At 68.0% G+C, this 20634-nt stretch carries 18 protein-coding genes; 10 read left to right on the forward strand and 8 right to left on the reverse strand.

Translation table 11 applies throughout. The features are described from left to right. Nucleotides 1-50: 50 nt before the first annotated feature. Nucleotides 51-1235, reverse strand: a complete 1185-nt coding sequence (locus tag J2X01_RS15435; RefSeq protein ID WP_310059230.1) for a PucR family transcriptional regulator — start codon at nucleotides 1233-1235, stop codon at nucleotides 51-53. A 187-nt stretch (nucleotides 1236-1422) separates the two neighbouring features. Here J2X01_RS15435 and J2X01_RS15440 point away from each other — a divergent pair, with 187 nt between their 5' ends. From J2X01_RS15440 to J2X01_RS15460, 5 genes are read left to right on the forward strand one after another with little or no spacing between them, the layout of a single operon-like run. Further along, nucleotides 1423-2760, forward strand: coding sequence for an MFS transporter (locus tag J2X01_RS15440; RefSeq protein WP_310059233.1), 1338 nt, complete (start codon nucleotides 1423-1425; stop codon nucleotides 2758-2760). Then, the gene (locus J2X01_RS15445; protein ID WP_310059236.1) at nucleotides 2757-4382 is read left to right on the forward strand and encodes a thiamine pyrophosphate-dependent enzyme; all 1626 of its coding nucleotides are present in this window, start codon (nucleotides 2757-2759) and stop codon (nucleotides 4380-4382) included. The genes J2X01_RS15440 and J2X01_RS15445 overlap by 4 nt, the downstream gene beginning before the upstream one ends. A 12-nt stretch (nucleotides 4383-4394) precedes the next feature. Further along, the gene (locus J2X01_RS15450; RefSeq protein WP_310059239.1) at nucleotides 4395-5816 is read left to right on the forward strand and encodes a gamma-aminobutyraldehyde dehydrogenase; all 1422 of its coding nucleotides are present in this window, start codon (nucleotides 4395-4397) and stop codon (nucleotides 5814-5816) included. A 19-nt stretch (nucleotides 5817-5835) separates the two neighbouring features. Next, on the forward strand, nucleotides 5836-7587 hold the full coding sequence (locus J2X01_RS15455) for an amidohydrolase (RefSeq protein ID WP_310059242.1): 1752 nt from the start codon (nucleotides 5836-5838) through the stop codon (nucleotides 7585-7587). Between the two features lie 9 nt (nucleotides 7588-7596). Next, a complete protein-coding gene (locus tag J2X01_RS15460; RefSeq protein ID WP_310059248.1) occupies nucleotides 7597-8859 on the forward strand; it encodes a M20 family metallo-hydrolase in 1263 nt (420 codons plus the stop codon). A 30-nt stretch (nucleotides 8860-8889) separates the two neighbouring features. On the opposite strand, the gene J2X01_RS15465 is transcribed toward J2X01_RS15460, so the two are convergent. After that, entirely contained in the window at nucleotides 8890-9675 is a 786-nt protein-coding gene (locus tag J2X01_RS15465; RefSeq protein WP_310059251.1) for a VOC family protein, read from the reverse strand. A gap of 90 nt (nucleotides 9676-9765) precedes the next feature. Between J2X01_RS15465 and J2X01_RS15470 the strand changes: the two genes are divergently transcribed. Beyond that, nucleotides 9766-10365 carry a YdeI/OmpD-associated family protein gene (locus J2X01_RS15470; protein WP_310059255.1) on the forward strand — a complete coding sequence of 200 codons (600 nt, stop codon included), beginning with the start codon at nucleotides 9766-9768 and terminating at the stop codon, nucleotides 10363-10365. 55 nt (nucleotides 10366-10420) lie between these two features. Here J2X01_RS15470 and J2X01_RS15475 read toward each other — a convergent pair whose 3' ends face one another. The 4 genes from J2X01_RS15475 to J2X01_RS15490 form a co-directional block, all read right to left on the reverse strand. Further along, nucleotides 10421-11602 (reverse strand): ABC transporter ATP-binding protein, encoded by a 1182-nt coding sequence (locus J2X01_RS15475; protein WP_310059258.1) that lies wholly within the window; start codon nucleotides 11600-11602, stop codon nucleotides 10421-10423. Then, nucleotides 11599-13191, reverse strand: a complete 1593-nt coding sequence (locus J2X01_RS15480; RefSeq protein WP_310059261.1) for an ABC transporter permease — start codon at nucleotides 13189-13191, stop codon at nucleotides 11599-11601. The genes J2X01_RS15475 and J2X01_RS15480 overlap by 4 nt, the downstream gene beginning before the upstream one ends. Before the next feature lie 4 nt (nucleotides 13192-13195). Then, nucleotides 13196-14251 (reverse strand): iron ABC transporter substrate-binding protein, encoded by a 1056-nt coding sequence (locus tag J2X01_RS15485; RefSeq protein WP_310059264.1) that lies wholly within the window; start codon nucleotides 14249-14251, stop codon nucleotides 13196-13198. Between the two features lie 163 nt (nucleotides 14252-14414). Then, nucleotides 14415-15647 (reverse strand): glycoside hydrolase family 76 protein, encoded by a 1233-nt coding sequence (locus J2X01_RS15490; protein ID WP_310059267.1) that lies wholly within the window; start codon nucleotides 15645-15647, stop codon nucleotides 14415-14417. A 134-nt stretch (nucleotides 15648-15781) separates the two neighbouring features. Between J2X01_RS15490 and J2X01_RS15495 the strand changes: the two genes are divergently transcribed. Both J2X01_RS15495 and J2X01_RS15500 read left to right on the forward strand, forming a co-directional pair. Beyond that, nucleotides 15782-16612, forward strand: a complete 831-nt coding sequence (locus J2X01_RS15495) for an SDR family NAD(P)-dependent oxidoreductase (RefSeq protein ID WP_310059271.1) — start codon at nucleotides 15782-15784, stop codon at nucleotides 16610-16612. Between the two features lie 83 nt (nucleotides 16613-16695). Next, nucleotides 16696-17835: an acyl-CoA dehydrogenase family protein gene (locus J2X01_RS15500; RefSeq protein ID WP_310059342.1), complete on the forward strand. Its 1140-nt coding sequence runs from the start codon at nucleotides 16696-16698 to the stop codon at nucleotides 17833-17835. Here the strand turns inward: J2X01_RS15500 and J2X01_RS15505 are convergent. Next, a complete protein-coding gene (locus tag J2X01_RS15505) occupies nucleotides 17832-18674 on the reverse strand; it encodes a DUF1684 domain-containing protein (protein ID WP_310059273.1) in 843 nt (280 codons plus the stop codon). The genes J2X01_RS15500 and J2X01_RS15505 overlap by 4 nt on opposite strands. Then, entirely contained in the window at nucleotides 18671-19282 is a 612-nt protein-coding gene (locus tag J2X01_RS15510) for a TetR/AcrR family transcriptional regulator (RefSeq protein WP_310059275.1), read from the reverse strand. Before J2X01_RS15510 ends, J2X01_RS15505 begins: the two co-directional genes overlap by 4 nt. Before the next feature lie 146 nt (nucleotides 19283-19428). Between J2X01_RS15510 and J2X01_RS15515 the strand changes: the two genes are divergently transcribed. Beyond that, nucleotides 19429-20109 carry an NADPH-dependent F420 reductase gene (locus J2X01_RS15515; RefSeq protein ID WP_310059278.1) on the forward strand — a complete coding sequence of 227 codons (681 nt, stop codon included), beginning with the start codon at nucleotides 19429-19431 and terminating at the stop codon, nucleotides 20107-20109. 149 nt (nucleotides 20110-20258) lie between these two features. Further along, the gene (locus J2X01_RS15520; protein ID WP_310059281.1) at nucleotides 20259-20585 is read left to right on the forward strand and encodes a hypothetical protein; all 327 of its coding nucleotides are present in this window, start codon (nucleotides 20259-20261) and stop codon (nucleotides 20583-20585) included. The last annotated feature ends 49 nt before the right edge of the window (nucleotides 20586-20634 follow it).

The following is a 20634-nucleotide window of genomic DNA, read 5'->3' on the forward strand; positions in this document are numbered from 1 at the left end:
ATGGCGAAAATCCCACCAAAAAAGGCCCGAAGTGTGCGTTCACACAACTCTCAGGCCCACGCCACCACCAGCCGGGCCGCCTGGGCAGGAACCGTTAGGTCGATTCCGGTCAGTTCCTCGAAGCGGTTAAGCCGGTTCAGGATCGTGTTCCGGTGGCAGAACAGCTGCTCGGCCGTGGCCGTGATGTTCCCGGTGGATAAATAGTGCCGTACGGTCTCCGTGAGGCGTTCGCGTTCCCCGCCGCGGCATTCCTCCATCGCCTCATCCAGTTGGGCGGCGAGGTCGAGGCCCGCGTCCTGGAGGTTCTGCTGCGCGAGCCGGGTCCACGCGGCATCCGCGGAGACGGGCCCGGAATCGGCCGGGCGAAGCAGGGCGGCGAGGCTTTCTGCCGTGCGCGCGGCGGCGGGGAGGCTGCGCAGCCCGTTCACCTCCGGGACATACCCGCAGGGGATGTCAGCCAGGAGCGGAGGCAACTGCAGCGCCATGCTCCGCGTTGCCCGGGCCGGGCGCGGCGGCAGTGGCCAGAAGAGGTAGGTGTTTCCGCCGGATTCGTGGAGGAAGAGCCTGTGGCGCCGCTGGCCGGAGCCAAACTGGGTCGCGGCGGCACGGAGGCGGACTCCCGGTTCGCCGCTGGCAGCCACGAGGCCGCATCGGGAATCCGGGCCGATTCCCAGGGCTGAGCCGACCTGGGCGGAGGTTTCCGCCGAGAGCGTGCTTTGGTTGAACAGTCGGGCAATGAATTCGCGCTGGATGCTGGATTCCTCCTGCGCCATGCGGACGCGCTCAGTCAGATAGCTCATGTGTGTCCGGATCGCGAATTCGTCGACAACCCGCCACACCTGGTCCACCCGGGACGCCAGCAGTGCGGCGTCCTCCGGTGCGGCGATTTCCAGCAGGTCCGCCCACAGGATGCTGAAGTCCAACCGCACGGCAGATGTCAGGGATTCCGGCGGGATCCCTGCCCGGGCGCGCTTGGAACCGAGGTCCGAGGCGAAGGTGAGCAGTCCGACCCGGGCCTCGTCCTCCTGGCCGCCCCGCAGCCCTTGAATGAGCCGGCGGAACGTTTCCCGGGCAGTGTCCCGGATTTCCGGGATCGTCACCTGGCTGTCCCCGTACTCCGGGATTTGCCTGACCCGCGCCGTGAAGGACTGGGCCAGGGTGTCCAACCGCCCGTCCAGCCGGTCCACCAGTTCACTCCAGCGCACGCCATCGTTCGGGGATTCAAAATTGTGCATTCTCACATTTTAGGGGCGGAGATGCGTGGCGCAATGCTAGTTATTTTGGAAAAAGCTACTGACAGAATGGAACGAAGCGCCGAGTGATCCCAATCACAACCCGCCGGAGCGTCGCCGGAAGCGTCATCCAGAAGGGCGGGACCCAGCCGGCCGCAGCAAAGACCAGTCACATTTCTTTGGAGTAATCATGGCAAGTAGCGCAAGCAACGCCACCACCATCGCCAGCCCGCAGTCGCCCGCGGTCGTCGATGAGAGCGTGGCCAGGAAAGTCGCCCTCGCGGCCCTCGTCGGAACAGCGCTGGAGTGGTACGACTTCTTCCTGTTCACTACCGCCGCCGCCCTCGTGTTCAACGCGCAGTACTTCGTTTCCCAGGACCCCTTCGTTTCGGCGATGAGTTCCTTCGCCACACTGGCCGTGGGCTTCGTGGCCCGCCCGATCGGCGGCTTCATCTTCGGATCCCTGGGCGACAAGGTCGGCCGCAAGAAGATCCTGATGGTCACAATCGTGGGCATCGGCGTCGTCACCGGCCTGATCGGCCTGCTGCCCAACTACATGACCATCGGCGTCGCCGCCCCCATCCTGCTGGTCGCGCTGCGCATCCTGCAGGGCCTGGCCGTCGGCGGCGAGTGGAGCGGTGCTGTCATCATCGCCGTCGAAAACGCCCCCGTTGCCAAACGCGCCCGCTACGCGGCCCTGCCGCAACTCGGCTCCCCAATTGGCACCATCCTGTCCTCGGGCGGCTTCTTCGGCATGCTGTACCTGGTGGGCCAGGCCAACTTCGACGCCTGGGGCTGGCGGATCCCGTTCATTGCAGCGATCCCGCTGCTGGCCATCTCCATGTGGATCCGAAGCAAGCTCAGCGAATCCCCGGAATTTGAAGCGCTCATGGAGTCCGGCGAAACCGAGCACGCCCCCATCCGCGGCGTGCTGACGAAGAGCTGGCGACAGATCCTGGTGGGCATGTGCTCCGCGCTGCTCGGCATTGGCGGTTTCTACCTCATCACCAGCTTCGTGGTCTTCTACGGCACCAAGGTTCTCAAAATGCCGTACGAAACCCTGCTGCTCGGCTCTCTCCTGGCCGCCGTGGTGGAGATCTTCGCCCTGATCTGGGCCGGCCGCATGGGTGAGAAGTTCGGCGCCAGCAAAGTCATTCTCTGGGGCGGCATCGCGTCCGCCGTCATCGCTGTCCCCGTTTTCCTGGCCATCGACACCGCCAATCCCGTCCTCGTCATCCTGGCCATGATCGTCGGCGTGTCCACGCTGTCCATCCCGTATGCCGTGTCCGGAACGGCCCTCACCGCGCTCTTCGCCACGAGGGTCCGCTACACGGGCGTCGCCATCACGTCGAACAGCGCCGGCGTCATCTCCGGCTTTGTGCCACTCATCGCCACCGCCCTCGTGGCCGCCAACGGAAACTCGTTCTGGCCCGGCGCCATCATCCTGCTGGTGGTGTCCGTGCTGACCGCCCTGTCCGGACTGTTCCTGCCCGCACTGAGCATCGAAGAAGAAGGAATGAAGCATTGAGCACCACAACCACCGCCGGGCACCTGATCGTTGCCCAGCTCGAACGAGCCGGCATCCAGCGCGTCTACGGCGTCCCCGGTGAAAGCTTCCTGGACGTCCTGGACGGCCTGCACGGCTCCGCCATCGAAACCGTGGTGACCCGCCATGAAGGCGGCGCCGGGTTCATGGCCCTCGCCGAGGGCCGGCTCACCGAGCTTCCGGGCATCGCCATGGTGACGCGCGGCCCGGGTGCCGCGAATGCCTTCATTGCCATCCACACCGCGCACCAGGACGCCACGCCGATGATCCTGTTCGTCGGCCTCATCCCGGTCGCCGACCGCGGCCGGGAGTCATTCCAGGAATTCGACATCAACGCCTGGTTCGGCAGCACGGCCAAGAAAGTCGTGACGCTCGACGACGCCGGCTCCGACGCCCGCGTGGTGGACGACGCCATCTTCACAGCGCTCAGCGGCCGGCCGGGTCCCGTGGTGATCGGCCTTCCCGAAGACGTGCTGGTCCACGCCATCGAATCCGGCACCGTGGAGCCCCGCACCGTGGCCCGGACCGAACCTGCAACAGCGGACCTCGCCGGCCTCGAGGCGAAGCTGGCCGCGGCCAGGAAGCCACTGGTCGTGGTGGGCGGCGAAGGCTGGGACCAGGAATCCTCCGAGGCGCTGGCCGGCTGGGCCTCCCGCCACGGCATCCCCGTGCTCGCGGATTTCCGCGCCTACGACGCCGTCCCGCACAGCAGCGACGCCTACGCCGGCTACCTCGGCTACGCCCGCAGCGACGCCAACGCCCGCCGCCTCGACGAGGCCGATCTGCTGGTGTTTGTCGGCTGCGTCCGCGCCGACGTACTCTCCGACGGCTACAAGCGCGGACTGGATGCCGTCACCGTCGTCGTCCACCCCGGCGCCGACCTGCTGGGCCACTTCGGCCGGCTGGACCAGCACATCCCGGCCCACGTCGTGTCCTTCGCGAACGTACTCGCCGCCACGGAATCCGAGGTGGAACCCGTGGCCGGCTGGCTGACCGGGGCCCGCGCAGACTACGAAAAATTCTCCACCGCGCAGCCGGACGGTGGCACCGGTGTTGACCTCGCCGTCGTGATGGAAATCCTCAAGCAGGAAATGGACCACGACGCCGTCATCACCTACGGGGCCGGGAACCACTCGCTGTGGCCGGCCCGCTACCTTAGGCACAACACGGCGAACTCCCTTGCCGCGCCCCGCAACGGTGCCATGGGCATGGGGATCCCGGCGGCGGTGGCTGCCTCTCTGGCCTACCCCGGCCGCCAGGTGATCTCCGTGGCTGGTGACGGCTGCTTCCTGATGAACGGCCAGGAAATGGCCACGGCCATGGGCCATGGCGGGAAGTTCATCGCCCTCGTGGTGGACAACGGCATCTTCGCCACCATCCGCGAGCACCAGGAAGGCCACTACCCGGGCCGCCCCTCGGGCACCCACATGACCAACCCGGACTTCGCCGCGCTGGCCCGGTCCTACGGCGGCTACGGCGAACGCGTGGAGAAGGCCGAGGACTTCGGCGCCGCCTTCCGCCGCGCTGCCGAATCCGGGCTGCCGGCGGTCCTGCACCTCCCGCAGGACCCCGCCACCCGCTCACCCAAAACCGCCAGCAACTGACCGGAGCCCGCCATGATCACCCTGCACAACATCATCAACGGTGAGATCGCCCCCGCGGCGGACGGAACAGCTGCGGCCACCCTGCCGTTCTTCGACCCCACCACCGGTGCCCAGCTCGGCACCGCCCCGGACAGCGACGCCGACACGGTGGACCGCGCGTTCCAGGCCGCCCACACCGCCTTCCAGAGCTACAAGCGGACCACCCCGGCCGAACGCCAGGCCATGATGCTCAAACTCGCCGACCTCATCGAAGCCAATGTGGACCGGCTCCTGGACGCCGAGGTTGCCTGCACCGGCAAACCCCGCCCGGGCACCCGCGAAGTTGAGATCCTCCGCGGCGCCGACCAGCTGCGCTTCTTTGCCGGCGCCTGCCGGGTGGTGTCCGGGACGGCGCAGACCGAATACGTCCGCGGCTTTTCCTCCACCGTCCGGCGGGAGCCGCTCGGTGTGGTCGCCCAGATCACGCCTTGGAACTACCCGTTCATGATGGCCATCTGGAAGATCGGACCGGCGCTCGCCGCCGGCAACACCCTGGTGCTGAAACCGGCGGACACCACCCCCTGGTCCACCCTGGTGCTCGGCGAACTGGCGCAGGAGGCCTACCCGGCCGGCGTCGTGAACATCATCTGCGGCGGCCGCGGGACCGGTGCCGCCATGGTGGATCATGAGATCCCGGAAATGGTGTCCATCACCGGCTCCACCCGTGCCGGGGCGCAGGTGATGTCCGCGGCGTCGAAGACCCTCAAGGATGTCCACCTGGAGCTGGGCGGCAAGGCACCGGCGATTGTCTTCGCCGACACCGACATTGACCTGGCGGCCCGGGAGATCGCGCTCGGTGCATTCTTCAACGCCGGACAGGACTGCACCGCTGTGACCCGCGTGCTCGTGGAGGAACCGATCCACCAGGAGTTCGGGGCAGCGCTCGCCGCGGCGGCCGCGGCGCTGCAGGTCGGCGGCGACGCCGCAGACCTGGGTCCCCTGAACAGCGCCGCGCAGTTGGACCGGGTGGAGGGCTTTATGTCCCGGCTGCCCGCCAACGCGAAGATCCTTGCCGGGGGCAAGCGGATGGGCGCCGGCTATTACTTCGAACCGACCGTGATTGACGGAGTGTTCCAGGCCGACGAGGTGGTGTGCGAGGAAATCTTCGGACCCGTGGTCACCGTGCAGCCGTTCCGAAACGAAGCGGAAGCCGTGGAGCTCGCCAACGGGACCAAATACGCGCTGGCCTCCAGCGTCTGGTCGAACAATCACGGCATCGTCACCCGGGTGTCCAACGAACTGGACTTCGGCTCCGTCTGGATCAACTGCCACCAGGTGATCCCGGCAGAGGCCCCGCACGGCGGGTTCAAGCACTCCGGCACCGGCAAGGACCTGTCCGTCTTTGGCCTGGAGGATTACACCCGCATCAAGTCAGTCACCACCTCCCACCGCTGAGAGCCACGCTAGGTAACCCATGAAACTCGATCTGCTGCTGCGCAACGCGGACATCATCACCATGGACGGGCGCCGCCCGCATGCCACCTCGCTGGGGATCTGGCAGGGCCGGATTGTGGGCCTCGACGAAGACGTGGACGGACTGGAAGCCGCCGAGGTCCTGGACCTTGCCGGCGCCACAGTGACCCCCGGCTTCATTGATGCCCACTGCCACACCACCTGGTTCGGGCTCAGCCTTGGTGAACTGGACGTCTCCGCGGCGCGCGGATTGAACCAGCTCTACGCCCTGCTGGAGGCAGGCATCGCGGCAGACAGGTCCGCAGGACAAGAGACAGGGCCCGCGCCCGGCCCGGCCGGAGGCTGGCTCCTGGCCACCGGCTTCAGCCAGCAGCAGCACGGCGGCGAGTTTCCAGACATCACGGTCCTGGACCGGATCACCGGAGACCGGCCGCTGTTCATGCGGCACAACTCGGGCCACATGGCCGTCGTCAACACCGCAGCGCTGCGGCTGGCCAACGCTGAACAGGCGTCGTTCCCGGATCCCGACGGGGGCGTCATCGTCCGCGACGCCGGCGGGCGCCCCACCGGGCTGGTCCAGGAAACGGCGCAGCAGCTGATACAGCAGCTCATCCTCCCGTACTCCAGCGAGGCCATCGAGGAAGCACTGGATCGGGCCACCGGCCACTACGCCGCGGAGGGCATCACGAGTTTCACCGAGGCGGGGATCGGCGGCGGCTGGATCGGCCACAGTCCGGAGGAGCTGGCCGCCTACCAGCGGGCGGCCTCCGCGGGCAGGCTCCACGCCCGGGCGCAGCTGATGCCCGTTCTGGATGTGCTCCACCCGCTCGGCGGGCAGCACCCGCCGGACGCCCCGCGTGCGGGCCTGGACCTGGGCATCACCAGCGGGTTCGGCGACGACTTCCTGTCCCTGGGCCCGGCGAAGGTGTTCCTGGACGGTTCCCTGCTCGGCGAAACAGCGGCGGTCAGCCAGGATTACTGCAGCCACGGGCACACGGACAACACGGGCAACACCGGCTACTTCCAGGCGGAGCCGGAGGAGCTCCGGGGAAAGATCGAGGCCGTCTACGCCGCTGGCTGGTCGATCGCGGCGCACGCCATCGGCGACCGCGCCGTTGACCTCGCGATCGAGATCATCACCAGCTGTGCGGCGAAATACGGCCCGCGGGTGGTGCCCAACCGGATCGAACACGCCTCGATGACCAGGCCGGAACAGCTCCAACGGCTGGCCGCCGCCGGCATCGCCGTCACCCCGCAGGCCAGCTTCTTCGCCGACGGGGGGGACGGCATGACCGCCTCGCTCGGTCCGGAACGGCTCGGCTGGGCCTACCGTGCCGCGTCGTTCCTGACCGCGGGCGTGACACTCGCGGGCAGCTCCGACCGGCCCGTGGCGGACGGGAATGTGCTCCGCGGAATGCAGGCCTTCGTGGACCGGCGCACCGCCTCCGGCGCCGTTTTCGGGAACCCGGACGAGCGGCTCAGCCCGGTCCAGGCCCTGGCGGCGTACACCACCGGAGCCGCCGCAGCCACCGGAACGGCGCACCTTAAAGGCTCCCTGAGTCCCGGGAAACTCGCCGACTTCACCGTCCTGTCCGGGTCCCCGCTCTCCGCAGTCAGCATTGCGGACCTCAACGTCCTCGCCACCGCCGTCGGGGGCACCTTTACTTTCCAGGCGCCCGGCACCCACTCCCGTGCCGCGGGCGATTCTGCCCTGGCTACCCCATCCATCACCACCGCTACCAATCGTTCATAGGGGATCACAGTGACTACTCAGACGGCTTTCAGCACCCGCGACGCCGCATTCGTGCGGGACTTCCACATCATGAGCGAATTCGGCGCCACCGAGAAGGGCGGCGTGGAACGGCAGGCTGCCAGCGTGCCGGACGGCCAGCAGCGGCAATGGCTCAAAGGCCTGCTGGAAGCCCGGGGTTTCACCGTACGGTTCGACCGGGCCGGCAACCAGTGGGGCCTGTACGAGGCCGTCCCGGGTGCTCCCTTCGTGGTCGTGGGGTCCCACATGGATTCCCAGCCGACGGCGGGACGCTACGACGGTGCGTACGGCGTGCTCGCAGCGGCCCACGCGGCATTCCGGCTCGTGCAGCAGTGGGCCGCGGCCGGACCGGGAGGGCAGCCCCGGTTCAACATCGCAGTGGTCAATTGGTTCAACGAGGAGGGCTCCCGGTTCAAGCCCTCCATGATGGGCTCCTCCGTCTACACCGGGAAACTCGAACTCGACACCGCGCTGGCCACCACCGACGCGGCCGGAGTCTCGGTCCGCGAGGCACTGGACGCCATCGACTGCCGGGGCAACTACGACGGCCCCGAAGCCGCCTACTGCGCCGAGATCCACATTGAGCAGGGCCGGAGCATGGAGCGCGAAGGCGTCACCATCGGCCTGGTGAACTCCAACTGGGCGGCCAACAAATACGAGTTCGTGGTCCACGGCGAGCAGGCCCACACGGGTTCCACTGTGATCGCCGACCGGAAAGACGCGCTGCTGGGCGCGTCCATGATGGTGGTCGCCGCCCGGGAACTCGCCGACACTTTCCCCGGCGTGCTGCACACCTCTGTTGGGCAGCTGAACGTCTACCCCAACTCGCCGGTCGTGGTGCCTTCCCGGGTGAGCCTGCTGCTGGACCTGCGCAGCGCCGATGAATCTGTCCTTGCCGAGGCGGACACTCTGCTGCACGAGCGGATTGCCGGGATCGAGCGGCTGGCGAACGTCACGGTGGAACGCAACCACGCCCACTCCTGGCCCGTGACGCCGTACCAACCGGAAGGCGTTGAACTCGCGGCCAAGGTGGCGGCCGACCTGGGACTGGCGAACAAACAGGTCATGACCCTGGCCGGCCACGATTCGACCAACATGAAGGACCTTGTCCCGACGGTGATGCTGTTCGTGCCCAGTGTGGACGGGATCTCCCACAACGAGCACGAATACACCACGGATGAGGACATCGTGGCCGGGCTGACGATGCTCACGGAGGTTGTCAACCGGCTCTGCAACGGCGTGCTGGAGGACTGACCCCGGCAGGCGGTGCCGCGCGCCGCGCGCTCACCCAAGCGCCGGTGCCGCGGAAATCCAGAGGGGTGGTCGGACCGCCACACCGTCCGCGTCGGGGTTGGCCACATGCAGGGTCGGGATGGCGGACTCCTCGATGACCGCAGCCTCGTGTCCTGCCTCGCCGAGGCGTTCGCGCAGGGCGTTCAGGTCGCCGGCGTATTCGAAGCCCAGCCCGGCTTGCCCGCCCGCGGTGCTTGTTCCGAGCATCAAGACGCCGCCGTTTTTGGCCGTGAACGTCTCCGATTCAGCCGTGTCGGTGTCTGTGGTTGTGTCGACGTTGCCGACGGCGCCGCTGCCTGGAACCGGGCGGGGCACGGCGCCGATGTCACGCAGCGTCCGGGCCGCCGCTACGGCGTCCTCGGAGAACCAGACGCCGACGACGGCGAGGGCCGGGTCCGCGTCCGCTGAACCGCCCCAGCTGCCGTCGCTCGCGGGGGTGGCAGGGTCGGCCAGGAAACTGAATCCGTCCGCGGCGGTGATGCGGCAGGAGGGTCCGTGGTCCGCGTCGACGAGTTCCGCCGTGGTGCCGCCTTCGGCTGCTCCGGCCTCCTTGGTCCGCCGGGCAAATTCCTTGAGATCCCCGACCTCGACGCCGAGGGAGGTGGTGCCGTCCTCCGCCGAGCCCGCCTCGGCGAAGTGGAGCGCCAGGCGGCCGGATCCGGCGTCGAACTCCCGCCACGTGGGCTCGTCGACGGTCTTGGCCAGGCCCAGAGCGGCAAGCAGCCGCTCCCATTCATCAAGGCGGGAAGTGAAATGGATCGGACGGACACGCAGCATCGTTGCTCCTCAGGTGTGACGGATTCCAGCTCTCAGGGATATCGTGCCACCAAAGTACGGCAAGTGGTCAGTACCGGGCAGAATGGTGCCATGGCTGTTGAACTCGAGGAACTGCTGGTGAAAGACGCGGCGCAGTGGCGTGCCTGGCTGGAACTACACCACGCGGAGAGTCCCGGAGTATGGCTGGTGCTGCACAAAAAGGGTGGTGCCGTCACGGAGCTGGACTACGAGGCTGCGCTGCAGGAAGCGCTGTGTTTCGGCTGGATTGACGGCCAGGGCCGGCGCCGCGACGAGTGGAGTTCCTTCCAGCGGATGACGCGACGGGGACCGAAGAGTGTGTGGTCCGCCCGGAACGTGGAGCGGATCGGGCGCCTCGAAGCCGCCGGCAGGATGGCTCCGGCCGGGCGGGCCGCCGTCGAGAGCGCCAAAGCGGACGGCCGCTGGGAAACCGCCTACGCGGGAGCGGCGACGGCGGAGGTGCCCGAAGACCTCGCTGCGGCCATCGCCGCCGAACCGCGGGCGCAGGCGATGTTCGACGTGCTGACCTCGGTGAACAGGTACGCCCTGATTTACCGCACCAACGGGGTGAAGCAGGCCGCCACCCGGGAGAAGAAGATCGCGGGGTTTGTCGAGATGCTCGCCCGGCACGAAACGCCGTATCCGCAGACCAGACGCCCGCCGGTACCCTAAAGCCCAGGGCGCAGCGGTACTAGCCGCCAGGACCGCACGGCCCGACCCCGGTCAGCTAGGCCGAGGGCAGGTCTTCCATCGGGAAGGCCACGGCCTCGCCGACCACGCGGAGGCAGAGCTCCGTGCCCGGTCGGGCGATCGAGGCGTTCCAGTGCCGGATGGTGATGATTTCACCGCCGCCCGGGTACCGGTGGTCCGCCACGGCGCCTTCCGCCAGGACGGGCGGGACGGAAAGTTTGAGCCGGACGGTGGTTTCAGGCCCGAAGTAATCGGTATCCACTACAACGCCGCGGATCGGGCCGTCTTCGGCGATCCGGATTTGTTCGGGGCGCAGCATGAGCTGGACCCGGCCCTGTGCCGGGGGCCGGCGCACGGGGATGCCGCCCAGCGAACAGGTGGCCAGCGAACCCTCCATCCAGGCGTCGAGGATCACGGCGTCGCCCAGGAATTCGGCGGTGGCGCGGTCCGCGGGGCGGGTGTAGACGATGAAAGGGTTGCCGATCTGCGCCAGCCGTCCGCCCCGCATCACCGCCACCTGGTCCGCGAACGACAGTGCCTCGCCCTGATCGTGGGTAACCAGGATGGTGGTGACGCGGGCGTCGTGCAGCACCTTGCCCACAGCGCGGCGGGTGGCCACACGCAGGCCCGCGTCCAGGGCCGAGAACGGTTCGTCCAAAAGCATCAGTTCCGGCTCCCGGGCGAGGGCCCGGGCCAGGGCCACCCGCTGCTGCTGCCCGCCGGAGAGCTCGTGCGGGCGGCGTTTGGCCATCGACGGGTCCAACGAGACCATGGCCAGCAGCTCGGACACCCTGGCCTTGACGCCGCGGTGCCCGCCGGGGAGCCTGGCGGCGTCGAGACCGAAGGAAATGTTCTGGCCGACGCTCAGATGCGGGAACAGGGCGCCATCCTGCGCCACGTAGCCGACGTGGCGCTTGTGCGCCGGGACCCAGACGCCGTCGCCGGCGACCTTGGCGCCGTTGAGCGAAATGCTGCCCGTGTCCGGGTGCTCAAAACCGGCGATCAGCCGCAGCAGCGTGGTTTTGCCCGAGCCGGAGGGTCCCACGATCGCGGTCGTGCCGCCCTTCGTTACCGAGAGATTTACGCCCCTCAGAACCGCCTGGGAGCCGAAGTTCTTGGTGGCGGCATCGATTTCAAGGTGGCTGTTGGTGCTGGTAGCCACTGACGCGGCGACCCGCGGTTCCGGGAGCCGGGAAGGGCTGTGGTCGGTTTCGGTCACTGTCCCGCTGCTTTCTTGGACTGCTGGAAGAGGAGGTAGGTCATCGGCGCCGAAATCAGGATCATCAGGAGGGCGTACGGGGCGGCGCCGGCGTAGTCGATTTCGCTGCTCTTGCTCCAGAACTCGGTGGCGAGTGTGCGGGTGCCGTTGGGGGAGAGCAGCAGTGTCGCGGTAAGTTCATTCACGATCGCGAGGAACACCAGCGCGGCCCCACCGGCGGCGGCGGGGGCGGTGAGCCGCAGCGTGACCCGGAGGAAGGCCAGCAGCGGCGGTTTGCCGAGCGCCTGCGCGGCCTCGTCGAGTTCCTTCGGCGCCTGGGCCAGGCCGGAACGGATGTTGACCAGCGCGCGCGGCAGGAACAACAGCACATAGGCGGCGATCAGCAGCGCCGACGTCTGGTAGAGGTTCGGCGCGGCCTTGATGCTGACCGTCACAAACGCCAGGCCCACCACGATCCCCGGCATCGAGCTCGTGATGTAGTTGGACAGTTCCAGGGCCTTGCTGAACCAGCTGGGGTGCCGCACGGCCAGGTACGCCATCGGAAACGCGACGACGGTCGTGGCCAGGGCGCCGGCGAGGCCGTACACCAGGGTCTGCAGCAGGGCCGGCAGGAATTCCTCCGCGGCCCAAATTTCCGGGCCGCCGGAGTAGATCCAGCGCAGCACGAACGCCAGCGGCAACCCGAAGGCCAGCGCCGTGAGCGCGATCAGAAAAAGCTGGGCCGGGAGCTGGTAGGCGCGCAGCGGAAGACGCAGGGCGCGGGCCTGGGCGCCGGAGCCGATCCTGGCATAGCGGGCACTGCCGCGGCTGCGCACCTCCACCAGCAGCAGGATCAGGCACAGGAACACAAGTACGCTGGCCAGCATGTTCCCGGCCGTACCGTTGAAGGTGGACTGGTACTGCACCATGATCGCGGTGGTGAAGGTGTCGAAACGGATCATCGCGAAGGCGCCGTATTCGGCCAGCAGGTGCAGGGACACGAGCAGCGCGCCGCCGGTCATCGCAATCCGCAGCTGCGGCAGCACCACCCTGAAGAAGGCGCGCCAGGCGCCAAGGCCCAGGGACGCGGCGGATTGCTCGATGGCCGGGTCCAGCCGGCTGAGCGTGGCGGCGGCCGGGATGTAGACGAGGGGGAAATAGGACAGCGTAGCGATCAGCACTCCGGACCAGAGGCCCTCGAGCGACGGAATCGCGGAGACCCAGGCGTAACTGTTGACGAAGGCGGGGATGGCCAGCGGGGCGGCGAGCAGCACGGCCCACCACTTGTGCCCTTTGAGCTGGGTGCGTTCCACCAGCCAGGCACCGCCCACCCCGAGGATGAGGCACAGCGGCACCGTAGCCAGCATCAGCAGCACGGTGTTGAGCAGCAGCTCGCCGACGCGTTCCCGGAAGATCAGCTTCACGGCGGTGTCCCACCCCGTGGCCGCCGTCATGACGATGACGTAGCCCAGTGGAATCAGCGCGAAGAGGGCGATGAGGACCGCCAGGACAGAAATTACAGAAACGCCGAAAGGCGGGCGGGGGCGTTTGCCCCTGCCCGCCGTCGTCGTGCTCCCGGATGTTTCGGGAGCCGCCAGCTTGGTGGTCACGTGGTTACAGGAGTCCTGCCTTGGTCATCAGCTCGGTGACCTTTGCGGAGTTCAGCTTGGCAGGATCCACGGTGGGTGCCTGCAGTTCCGCCAGCGGGACGAGCTTCTCGTTGGCCGGGACGTTGGAAGCGATGGCGTACTCGAAGGAGGTGCCCTTCTGCAGGATTTCCTGGCCCTGCTTCCCGGTGATGAACTTGACGAAGGCCTGGGCCGCCGCCGCGTTCTTCGAGGAGTTCAGCACGCCGCCGCCGGAGACGGACACGAAGGCGCCCGGATCTTGGTTCTTGAAGTAGTACGGGGTGACGTTCTTGGAGTTCTCGCCGGTCTTGGCCTGGTCACCGTAGTAGTAGTAGTGGTAGATCAGTGCGGCGTCGACTTCTCCGGCGTTGACTGCCTTCATGGCGGTGCTGTTGCCCTTGTAGGCTTTGGAGTTCGCCTTCATGCCCTGGAGCCATTCCTCGGTGGCGGCTTCGCCCTTGAGCTCGAGCAGCGCGGAGACAATCGCCTGGAAGTCGGCACCGGACGGCGATGCTGCCCACTTGCCCTGCCACTCCGGCTTGGCCAGGTCCAGCATGGACTTGGGCAGCTGGTCTTCGGTGAGCTTGGCCTTGTCGTAAACCAGCACGGTGGAGCGGGCGGCGATGCCGGTCCACTTGTTGGTGGAGGGACGGAATTCCGCCGGCACCTGGTCGATCGTTGCCTTGTCGACGTCGGCGAAGAGCCCGGCGTTTTCCACCTGGGCCATGGCCGGGGAGTTCTCCGTGAGGAAGACGTCGGCCGGGGACGCCTGGCCCTCCTGGATGATCTGGTTGGACATCTCGGTGTCCGAGCCCTGGCGCATCGTGACCTTGACGCCGGTTTCGGCGGTAAACGCGTCCACCCACTCCTGGGTCAGGGATTCATGCTGGGCGTTGTAGACCGTGATCTCTCCGGAGATCTTGGCGTCAGCGGCGGCGCTGCTGCTGGGGGCCGTGGAGGTGCTGGAGCCACAGGCGGCGAGGCCGAGCGCGGCGGTGGCGGCAAGTGCGATACCTGCCAGCGCGTTGTTGCGGATCTTCATGGGGCTGCTTTCTGAAAGGAATGTCTTGGGAACCCTGCCCCTGTGAGCGGGGAAGTTAGGGCATGCTCACTAGGAAAAACTGTAGGTTAGCCAAACCTAAGCAACCAAGTCGAGAGCGGGTTTAGTGATCAGGATCACATCAATTACGAAACTATTGCGTGACTTAATTCCCGGCCGGAAGTTCCGGCGGTGACTCTGCCGCTGTCCGCGCGACCGCCGCGGCGGGGATCGACGCCGCGGCTTCCAGCACGGTCCACGCCTGCAGTTGGGTGGAAAGTTCGACGGCGGCGCCCGCCGGGTAGCCGCGGAGCGCGGGCAGCTCCGGGTGGGCGGAGAAAATGATCCGGCTGCCCTTGCCAGCCAGTGGCTCCCGGGCGGAGACGCTCCGTCGGCCCTCCCAGAACGCCTCGGCTGTGGCGTGCACCAGGGCCGCTGCCGTCTCCCGGGTCTGGGCCGGGAGCCTCCCGTCGGCGGCGGCCAGCGCCAGGTAGCGGGCCAGGATCCCGGTAAAGAGGCCGCCGTCGCCGCTTCCCTCGCAGCGCAGCACGGTGGCGCCGTGCCCCGCCATTGGGGCCGGGATGGTGAGGTGCTGCGCAACGGCCGCCACCAGCGACGCTGCCCGGGCCAGGTTCGCCGGACCGCCGAGCTCCAGCAGCGCGCCCAGGGCAGGCCCCTGGTTGTAGGAGTAGATCGTGCCCTCCAGGACTACCTCGCCGCCGGGTGTGATCCGCAGGCCGTCCCGGTACATGCCCAGTTCCGGGTCGAAAAGCCGGGCGTCCAGCCAATCCAGCAGGGCCTGCGCCTTGGTTGCCTGGCCGGTGCGGGCGTAGTACAGCGCCACCGGGGCCGTGGCCGGAGTGTTCTTGAAGTCCCGCTTCTTGCTCCAGAAGGTGCCGCCGCCGAGGTCGTCCGTGGAGGCGGAATCGAACTGCAGCGTGAGGTTCTGCAGGACCTTGGCATTGCGGCGCCGGCCGGCCGCTTTGCGGCTTTGCGTGGCGAGCTGCTCCAGCCGCAGCGTGGACAGCGCGAGCCACGCCATGTCGTCGTAGTAGTTGTTGACGACGGTGAAGAAGTTGCGCAGCCGGATCCCGGTGACCAGCCGGGAGGCGAGCCTGCCGGCGCTGGGCCGGTTCTCGCCGTCGAACCGTCCTCCGGGCCGGCTCCCGGTGCCGAGCTCGCGGCGGCCGGTGTCCACCAGGCAGTCCAGATAGTGCGCCTGCCACCAGTAGTGCCAGGGCCGGACCAGGTTCTTAAGCCGACCCGAGGGGCGCGCGACCGCGGCGAGGTGGGTTCCCGGCAGGAAGAAGAGCCGCTGCCCGAACATCCTGGTCACCGAGCGGGCCGCTTCGTCCGCGCGGAATGACCAGTCGGGGGCGGAAGCGTCTGCCGGGCTCATGGTTCCAGCCTAGTAGTGGCGGCGTGAAGGTGCGGAAAGCCCGCAATCCAGTTAACATTCACTAACTAATGTTCCCGGTCGGTTCGTGACGCTGCACACAGTGCCGGGGGGACGTTCCACATCAAGGAGGATGCATGGACATCGAAGGTACAGTTGCGCTGATTACGGGCGGGGCCTCAGGCCTGGGAGCTGCCACGGCACGGCGCCTGTTCGACGCCGGCGCCTCCGTGGTGCTGGTGGATCTGCCAGGTTCCGCCGGTGACGCCTTCGCCGCCGAGCTGAACGCCGGTCCCAAGGCCCGGGCGGAGGCCCCCGGCGGCAACCCGAGGGAGACGGCCAACAAGGCGGTCTTCGTTCCCGCCGACGTCACCAGCGAGGGGGACGTGCAGGCGGCCGTTGACGCGGCCGTCGCTCTCGGCCCGCTGCGGATCGTGGTTAACTGCGCCGGGATCGCCACCCCCGGCAAGGTCCTGGGCCGCGACGGTGTGCTGCCGCTGGAGGCCTTCAACCGGGTCATCCAGATCAACCTCGTGGGCACGTTTAATGTCATCCGCCTTGCCGCCGCCGCAATGGCCGCCACCGAGCCGGCGGTGACCGGGCTCGGCGGGCCGGAGCGCGGCGTCATCATCAACACCGCCTCGGTCGCCGCCTTCGACGGCCAGATCGGCCAGCCGGCCTACGCCGCGTCCAAGGGTGCGGTGCACGCGATGACGCTGCCGATCGCCCGCGAACTGGCGCGGTCGCTGATCCGGGTGGTTACCATCGCACCGGGGATCTTCGAGACGCCCATGATGGCGGGGCTGCCGCAGGAGGCCCAGGATTCCCTCGGGCAGCAGGTGCCGCATCCGTCCCGGCTGGGCCGCCCCGCCGAGTACGCAAACCTTGCCGCGCACATTGTGGACAACGCGATGCTCAATGGCGAGACCATCCGACTCGACGGCGCCATCCGGATGGGACCGAAGTGACGCGGCCCAGGCTCCTCGGTTCTGCCGCTCCGGCCGATTCCGTCGCGGGGCTGCCGACCGCCGATTTCTTCGACTTCGAGTCGATGCTCAATGCCGCGGAGCACGCCAAGCTGGCCGAACTGCGGGTGTTCCTGGCCCGTGAGGTGGCACCCTTTGCCGGTGAGTGGTGGAACACGGCTGAGTTCCCCGCCCACATCCTGCCGAAGCTGGCGGCGCTGGAGCTCAGTGCCCCGGCGCAGCGCGGCTACAGCCATCTGTTCGCCGGCCTGGTGATCGCCGAGATGACCCGGGTGGACACCTCGCTGGCGACGTTCTTCCTGGTCCACCACGACCTCTTTGTCGAATCGCTCTACGGCTTCGGCTCAGAAGAACAGAAGGCGCGCCTGCTCGACGACGCCGCCAGCCTCCGGACCACCGGCGCATTCGCGCTGACCGAACCGGAGCACGGCTCCGACGTTGCCGGCGGCATGGAAACCCGGGCCAGGCGGGTCCCTGGCGGCGCGGCCGACGGCGGCGATGCCTGGGTGCTCAACGGCGCCAAGCGCTGGATCGGCAACGGGACGTTTTGCGACTACCTCCTCGTGTGGGCCCGGGACGAGGCCGACGGCGGCATCCGCGGCTTCATCGTCGACGCGACGCTGCCGGGTGTGAACCGGAGCCGGATCGAGAACAAGATCGCGCTGCGCACGGTGCAGAACGCGGACATTGTCTTCACGGACGTGCTGGTGGCCGAGGCGGACCGCTTCGCCGGGATCAGCAGCTTCGAGGACACCAACGAGCTGCTGCGCGGCTCGCGGATCATGGTCGCCTGGCAGGGTGTCGGGCAGCAACTGGCGGCGTTCGACGTCGCCCGGCAGTACGCCGTCGAACGCCAGCAGTTCGGGCGGCCGCTGGCGAAATTCCAGCTGGTCCAGAAGCAGCTGGTGACGATGCTCGGGAACGCCGTGGCAAGCATGGGGATGATGGTCCGGATCGCGCAGCTGCAGGAGCGCGGCGCCGCGGACATGCCGCAGGTGGCGCTGGCGAAGTCCTACGTAAGTGCACGGATGCGTGAGACCGTGGCGATGGGCCGGTCCCTGCTCGGCGGCAACGGGATCGTTACCGACTACCGGATGGCCAAGATCTTTGCCGACGCCGAGGCGATCTACACCTACGAGGGTTCGTTCGAGATCAACACGTTGATCGTGGGCCGGGCCGTGACCGGGGTTTCCGCGATCGTCTAGAAGATGGCGGGCTCTTTCTCCCCGGCCTCGATCCGGTAGTCCAGGCTGTTGTTCTTCACCGGCATGGGGCATGTTCCGTACGGGGTGAAGGCGCTGGGGTAGTTGATGGCCCGGTTGAAGTCCAGGATCACCGTCCGGTTTCCCCGGGAGTCGACGCGCGGACGGGCGGTGGAGACCTTCCGCCACTCGTCCGTCGTTTCCCCGTTGGTCTCGTCGTGGAACGTGACCGTCAGGGCGCCGAGCTTTTCCTCTTCCGCCTGCAGGTGGAACTCGTGGTCCTTGCCGGGCAGCCGGAACACCAGCTCCCCGACCGAGCGGTGGACCCCGTCGACCAGCGGGTTGGCGGTGCCGATCGGGACGTCCACGGGCTCCGGATAGGGGAGGAAGCGGGCTTCGACCACCAGGTCCGGCCGGTAGTCAAAGGTGGGGACGCCGTCGAACTCGGTGAACACGGGCGACCTTGAGTCCCGGGTGCGGACGGCATACCTGCCGGCGCGCATGGCCAGTTCCACGAGGACCTGCCGGCCGTCCCCGCCGCCGTAATGGACCCACAGCAGCGATTCCTCATCAGCAAGCGTTGCCCTGATGGTGCCGTCCACGGGTTCCCCGGTTGCCGCGAGGGTCAGCCCGTCCGGCGCGGCGGCAGTGAGGAATGCCGTCGCGCCGCCCGTGGACCAGAGCCCCGGGACGAGTTCGACGGCGGCCGGCCGGTTGTCCAGCCACTGGAACGAGGTCAGCGTCAGCCAGCCGTAGTCGCTGGCCAGGGCCGTGTTGCGGCTTTCCCGGAAGCGCCGCCAGCGGGCGAGCAGGGCGTCAGGATCGGTCGGCGGGATGTTCATGGATTCCTCCCCAGGCCTGCGGCCACGAGTTGTGATGCGGTGTCGCGGGCAGCGGTGGCCGCCGCCGGGTCGGCGTCGAGTACGCCGCTGGCCAGGCCGCCGTCGAGCACCAGGGTGAGGCTGCGGGCGAGCCGGTCCGGATCCTGGGCCCCGGCCTGGTCCGCCAGATCCCGGATCCAGGCCCGGATGTGCTCCTTGTGCGCCACGGTCCGGTCATGGACGCGGGTTCCGGAGACAGACTCGGCGGCGGCGTTGATGAAGGCGCAGCCCCGGTAGCCGTCACGGCGGCAGGCGCTGGCCAGGGCGTCGAACAGCCCGACGAGCCGGGCCGCGGGGTCAGGGCCGGCGGCTTCCGCCGCGGCGTGCAGCTGACCGGTCCAGATGCCGTCGACCTTCTCCAGGTAGGCCAGGATCAGTTCGTCCTTGGCCGGGAAGTACTTGTAGAACGTGGCCTTGGCGACCCCGGATTCGGCGATGATGGTGTCGATGCCTGCCGCCCGGAGTCCGTGCGCATAGAACAGCCGGAAGGCCGTGGCGAGGATTTTGTCCCTGGCCTGGCCGGCGGGCGTGCGGGCGGCCGGCGTTGCTTTGGCTGCTGGCGGCGTCATGGCTCCATGGTACAGACAAGTCTGTCTATGGTTGCCCTAGACAGGTCTGTCTGATAGCGTCCTGCCCAGTAGTAGACGGATCTGTCTACCCCGGCCGTGCTGTAACGGGCCGCCGGAACGTAATTCAGCGAAAAAGCGAGGACACCATGAGGATTGCAGTAATGGGAACCGGAAGCGTTGGCCCCACGATCGCAGGGGCCCTGTCCGCGCTGGGGCACGACGTGGTGATCGGCACGCGCGATCCGCAGGCGACGCTGGCCAGGACCGAGCCCGGTGCCACGGGCGGACCACCCTTCGGGGCGTGGCACGCGGCGCACAGCGGTGTCTCGGTCGCCACCTACGCGGACGCCGCTGCGGCGGCGGACATCGTCATCAACGCCACCAACGGTGCAGGCTCCCTCGAAGCGCTGGCCGCAGCGGGAGCAGAAAACCTGGCGGGCAAGGTGCTCATGGACGTCGCGAACCCGCTGGACTTCTCCCACGGGTTTCCGCCGTCGTTGAACCCTGTGAACACCGACAGCCTCGCGGAGCAGATCCAGCGGGCCTTCCCCGAAGCCCGGGTGGTCAAGACCCTCAACACGATGACCGCCAGCGTGATGGTGGACCCGGCGAGCGTGGCCGGGGGCGACCACTCCGTTTTCGTCTCCGGAAACGACGCGGCCGCCAAAGAGGTCGTGGGCGGGCTGCTCGCGGGCTTCGGGCACCGGGACATCATCGACCTGGGCGACATCACCACCGCCCGCGGCGCCGAAATGGTCCTGCCGATCTGGGTGCGGATCTGGGGCGTGTTGGGCACTCCAGCGTTCAACTTCAAGATCGCCCGGTAGACCGTCACCCAACTCACTCGCAGCTGTGGCCGTTTTGGGCGTCCAAAACGGCCCACATTTGCGAGTCACATGGAACCCGCGGGCCGGGTTCGGGCGTGTGGTCGGGGCGCGTCTGGTTGGGCGGGTGCCGGTGCGCGTAGGCTGGCTGCATGGCTCTTGAAATCCTCGGGACCGTTCTCGCCTGCCTGGCGGTGATCGTCGGGTTCACGCTGGCGGGGATGGCCGCGCTGCGGCGGGGCGGGAGCCCGAAGGGTGCCACCGGTACGCTCGGCAGTGTGCTGGGCATGATGGACCCTGCCACCGGCGCACCCACCCGCCAGGAGGCGGCCGCGGCCCGGGAAGAGCTCAGGCAGCAGCGGCATGAATCCAGCCAGTCCGGCAACGGCCCGGATCACAGCGATCCCTACAGTGGCCGGATCATCTTGCCGGCAAGATCACGCGCCGAGCATCACGTCAAGGACCCCGACACTATTTGAGACGGATTCCGCCGCCGCCCGGACTCCGGGTAGCATCCTGTAGGAAGAA

The organism is Arthrobacter ginsengisoli, from assembly GCF_031456935.1.
Taxonomy (GTDB): Bacteria; Actinomycetota; Actinomycetes; order Actinomycetales; family Micrococcaceae; genus Arthrobacter; species Arthrobacter ginsengisoli.

Coding starts and splice junctions, on each gene's coding strand:
- J2X01_RS15500 (WP_310059342.1), top strand. CDS start 16,696: ATGCTCAATGCCGCGGAGCACGCCAAGCTGGCCGAACTGCGGGTGTTC.
- J2X01_RS15435 (WP_310059230.1), bottom strand. CDS start 1,235: ATGCACAATTTTGAATCCCCGAACGATGGCGTGCGCTGGAGTGAACTG.
- J2X01_RS15465 (WP_310059251.1), bottom strand. CDS start 9,675: ATGCTGCGTGTCCGTCCGATCCATTTCACTTCCCGCCTTGATGAATGG.
- J2X01_RS15510 (WP_310059275.1), bottom strand. CDS start 19,282: ATGACGCCGCCAGCAGCCAAAGCAACGCCGGCCGCCCGCACGCCCGCC.
- J2X01_RS15490 (WP_310059267.1), bottom strand. CDS start 15,647: ATGAGCCCGGCAGACGCTTCCGCCCCCGACTGGTCATTCCGCGCGGAC.
- J2X01_RS15485 (WP_310059264.1), bottom strand. CDS start 14,251: ATGAAGATCCGCAACAACGCGCTGGCAGGTATCGCACTTGCCGCCACC.
- J2X01_RS15470 (WP_310059255.1), top strand. CDS start 9,766: ATGGCTGTTGAACTCGAGGAACTGCTGGTGAAAGACGCGGCGCAGTGG.
- J2X01_RS15440 (WP_310059233.1), top strand. CDS start 1,423: ATGGCAAGTAGCGCAAGCAACGCCACCACCATCGCCAGCCCGCAGTCG.
- J2X01_RS15515 (WP_310059278.1), top strand. CDS start 19,429: ATGAGGATTGCAGTAATGGGAACCGGAAGCGTTGGCCCCACGATCGCA.
- J2X01_RS15495 (WP_310059271.1), top strand. CDS start 15,782: ATGGACATCGAAGGTACAGTTGCGCTGATTACGGGCGGGGCCTCAGGC.
- J2X01_RS15505 (WP_310059273.1), bottom strand. CDS start 18,674: ATGAACATCCCGCCGACCGATCCTGACGCCCTGCTCGCCCGCTGGCGG.
- J2X01_RS15450 (WP_310059239.1), top strand. CDS start 4,395: ATGATCACCCTGCACAACATCATCAACGGTGAGATCGCCCCCGCGGCG.
- J2X01_RS15455 (WP_310059242.1), top strand. CDS start 5,836: ATGAAACTCGATCTGCTGCTGCGCAACGCGGACATCATCACCATGGAC.
- J2X01_RS15520 (WP_310059281.1), top strand. CDS start 20,259: ATGGCTCTTGAAATCCTCGGGACCGTTCTCGCCTGCCTGGCGGTGATC.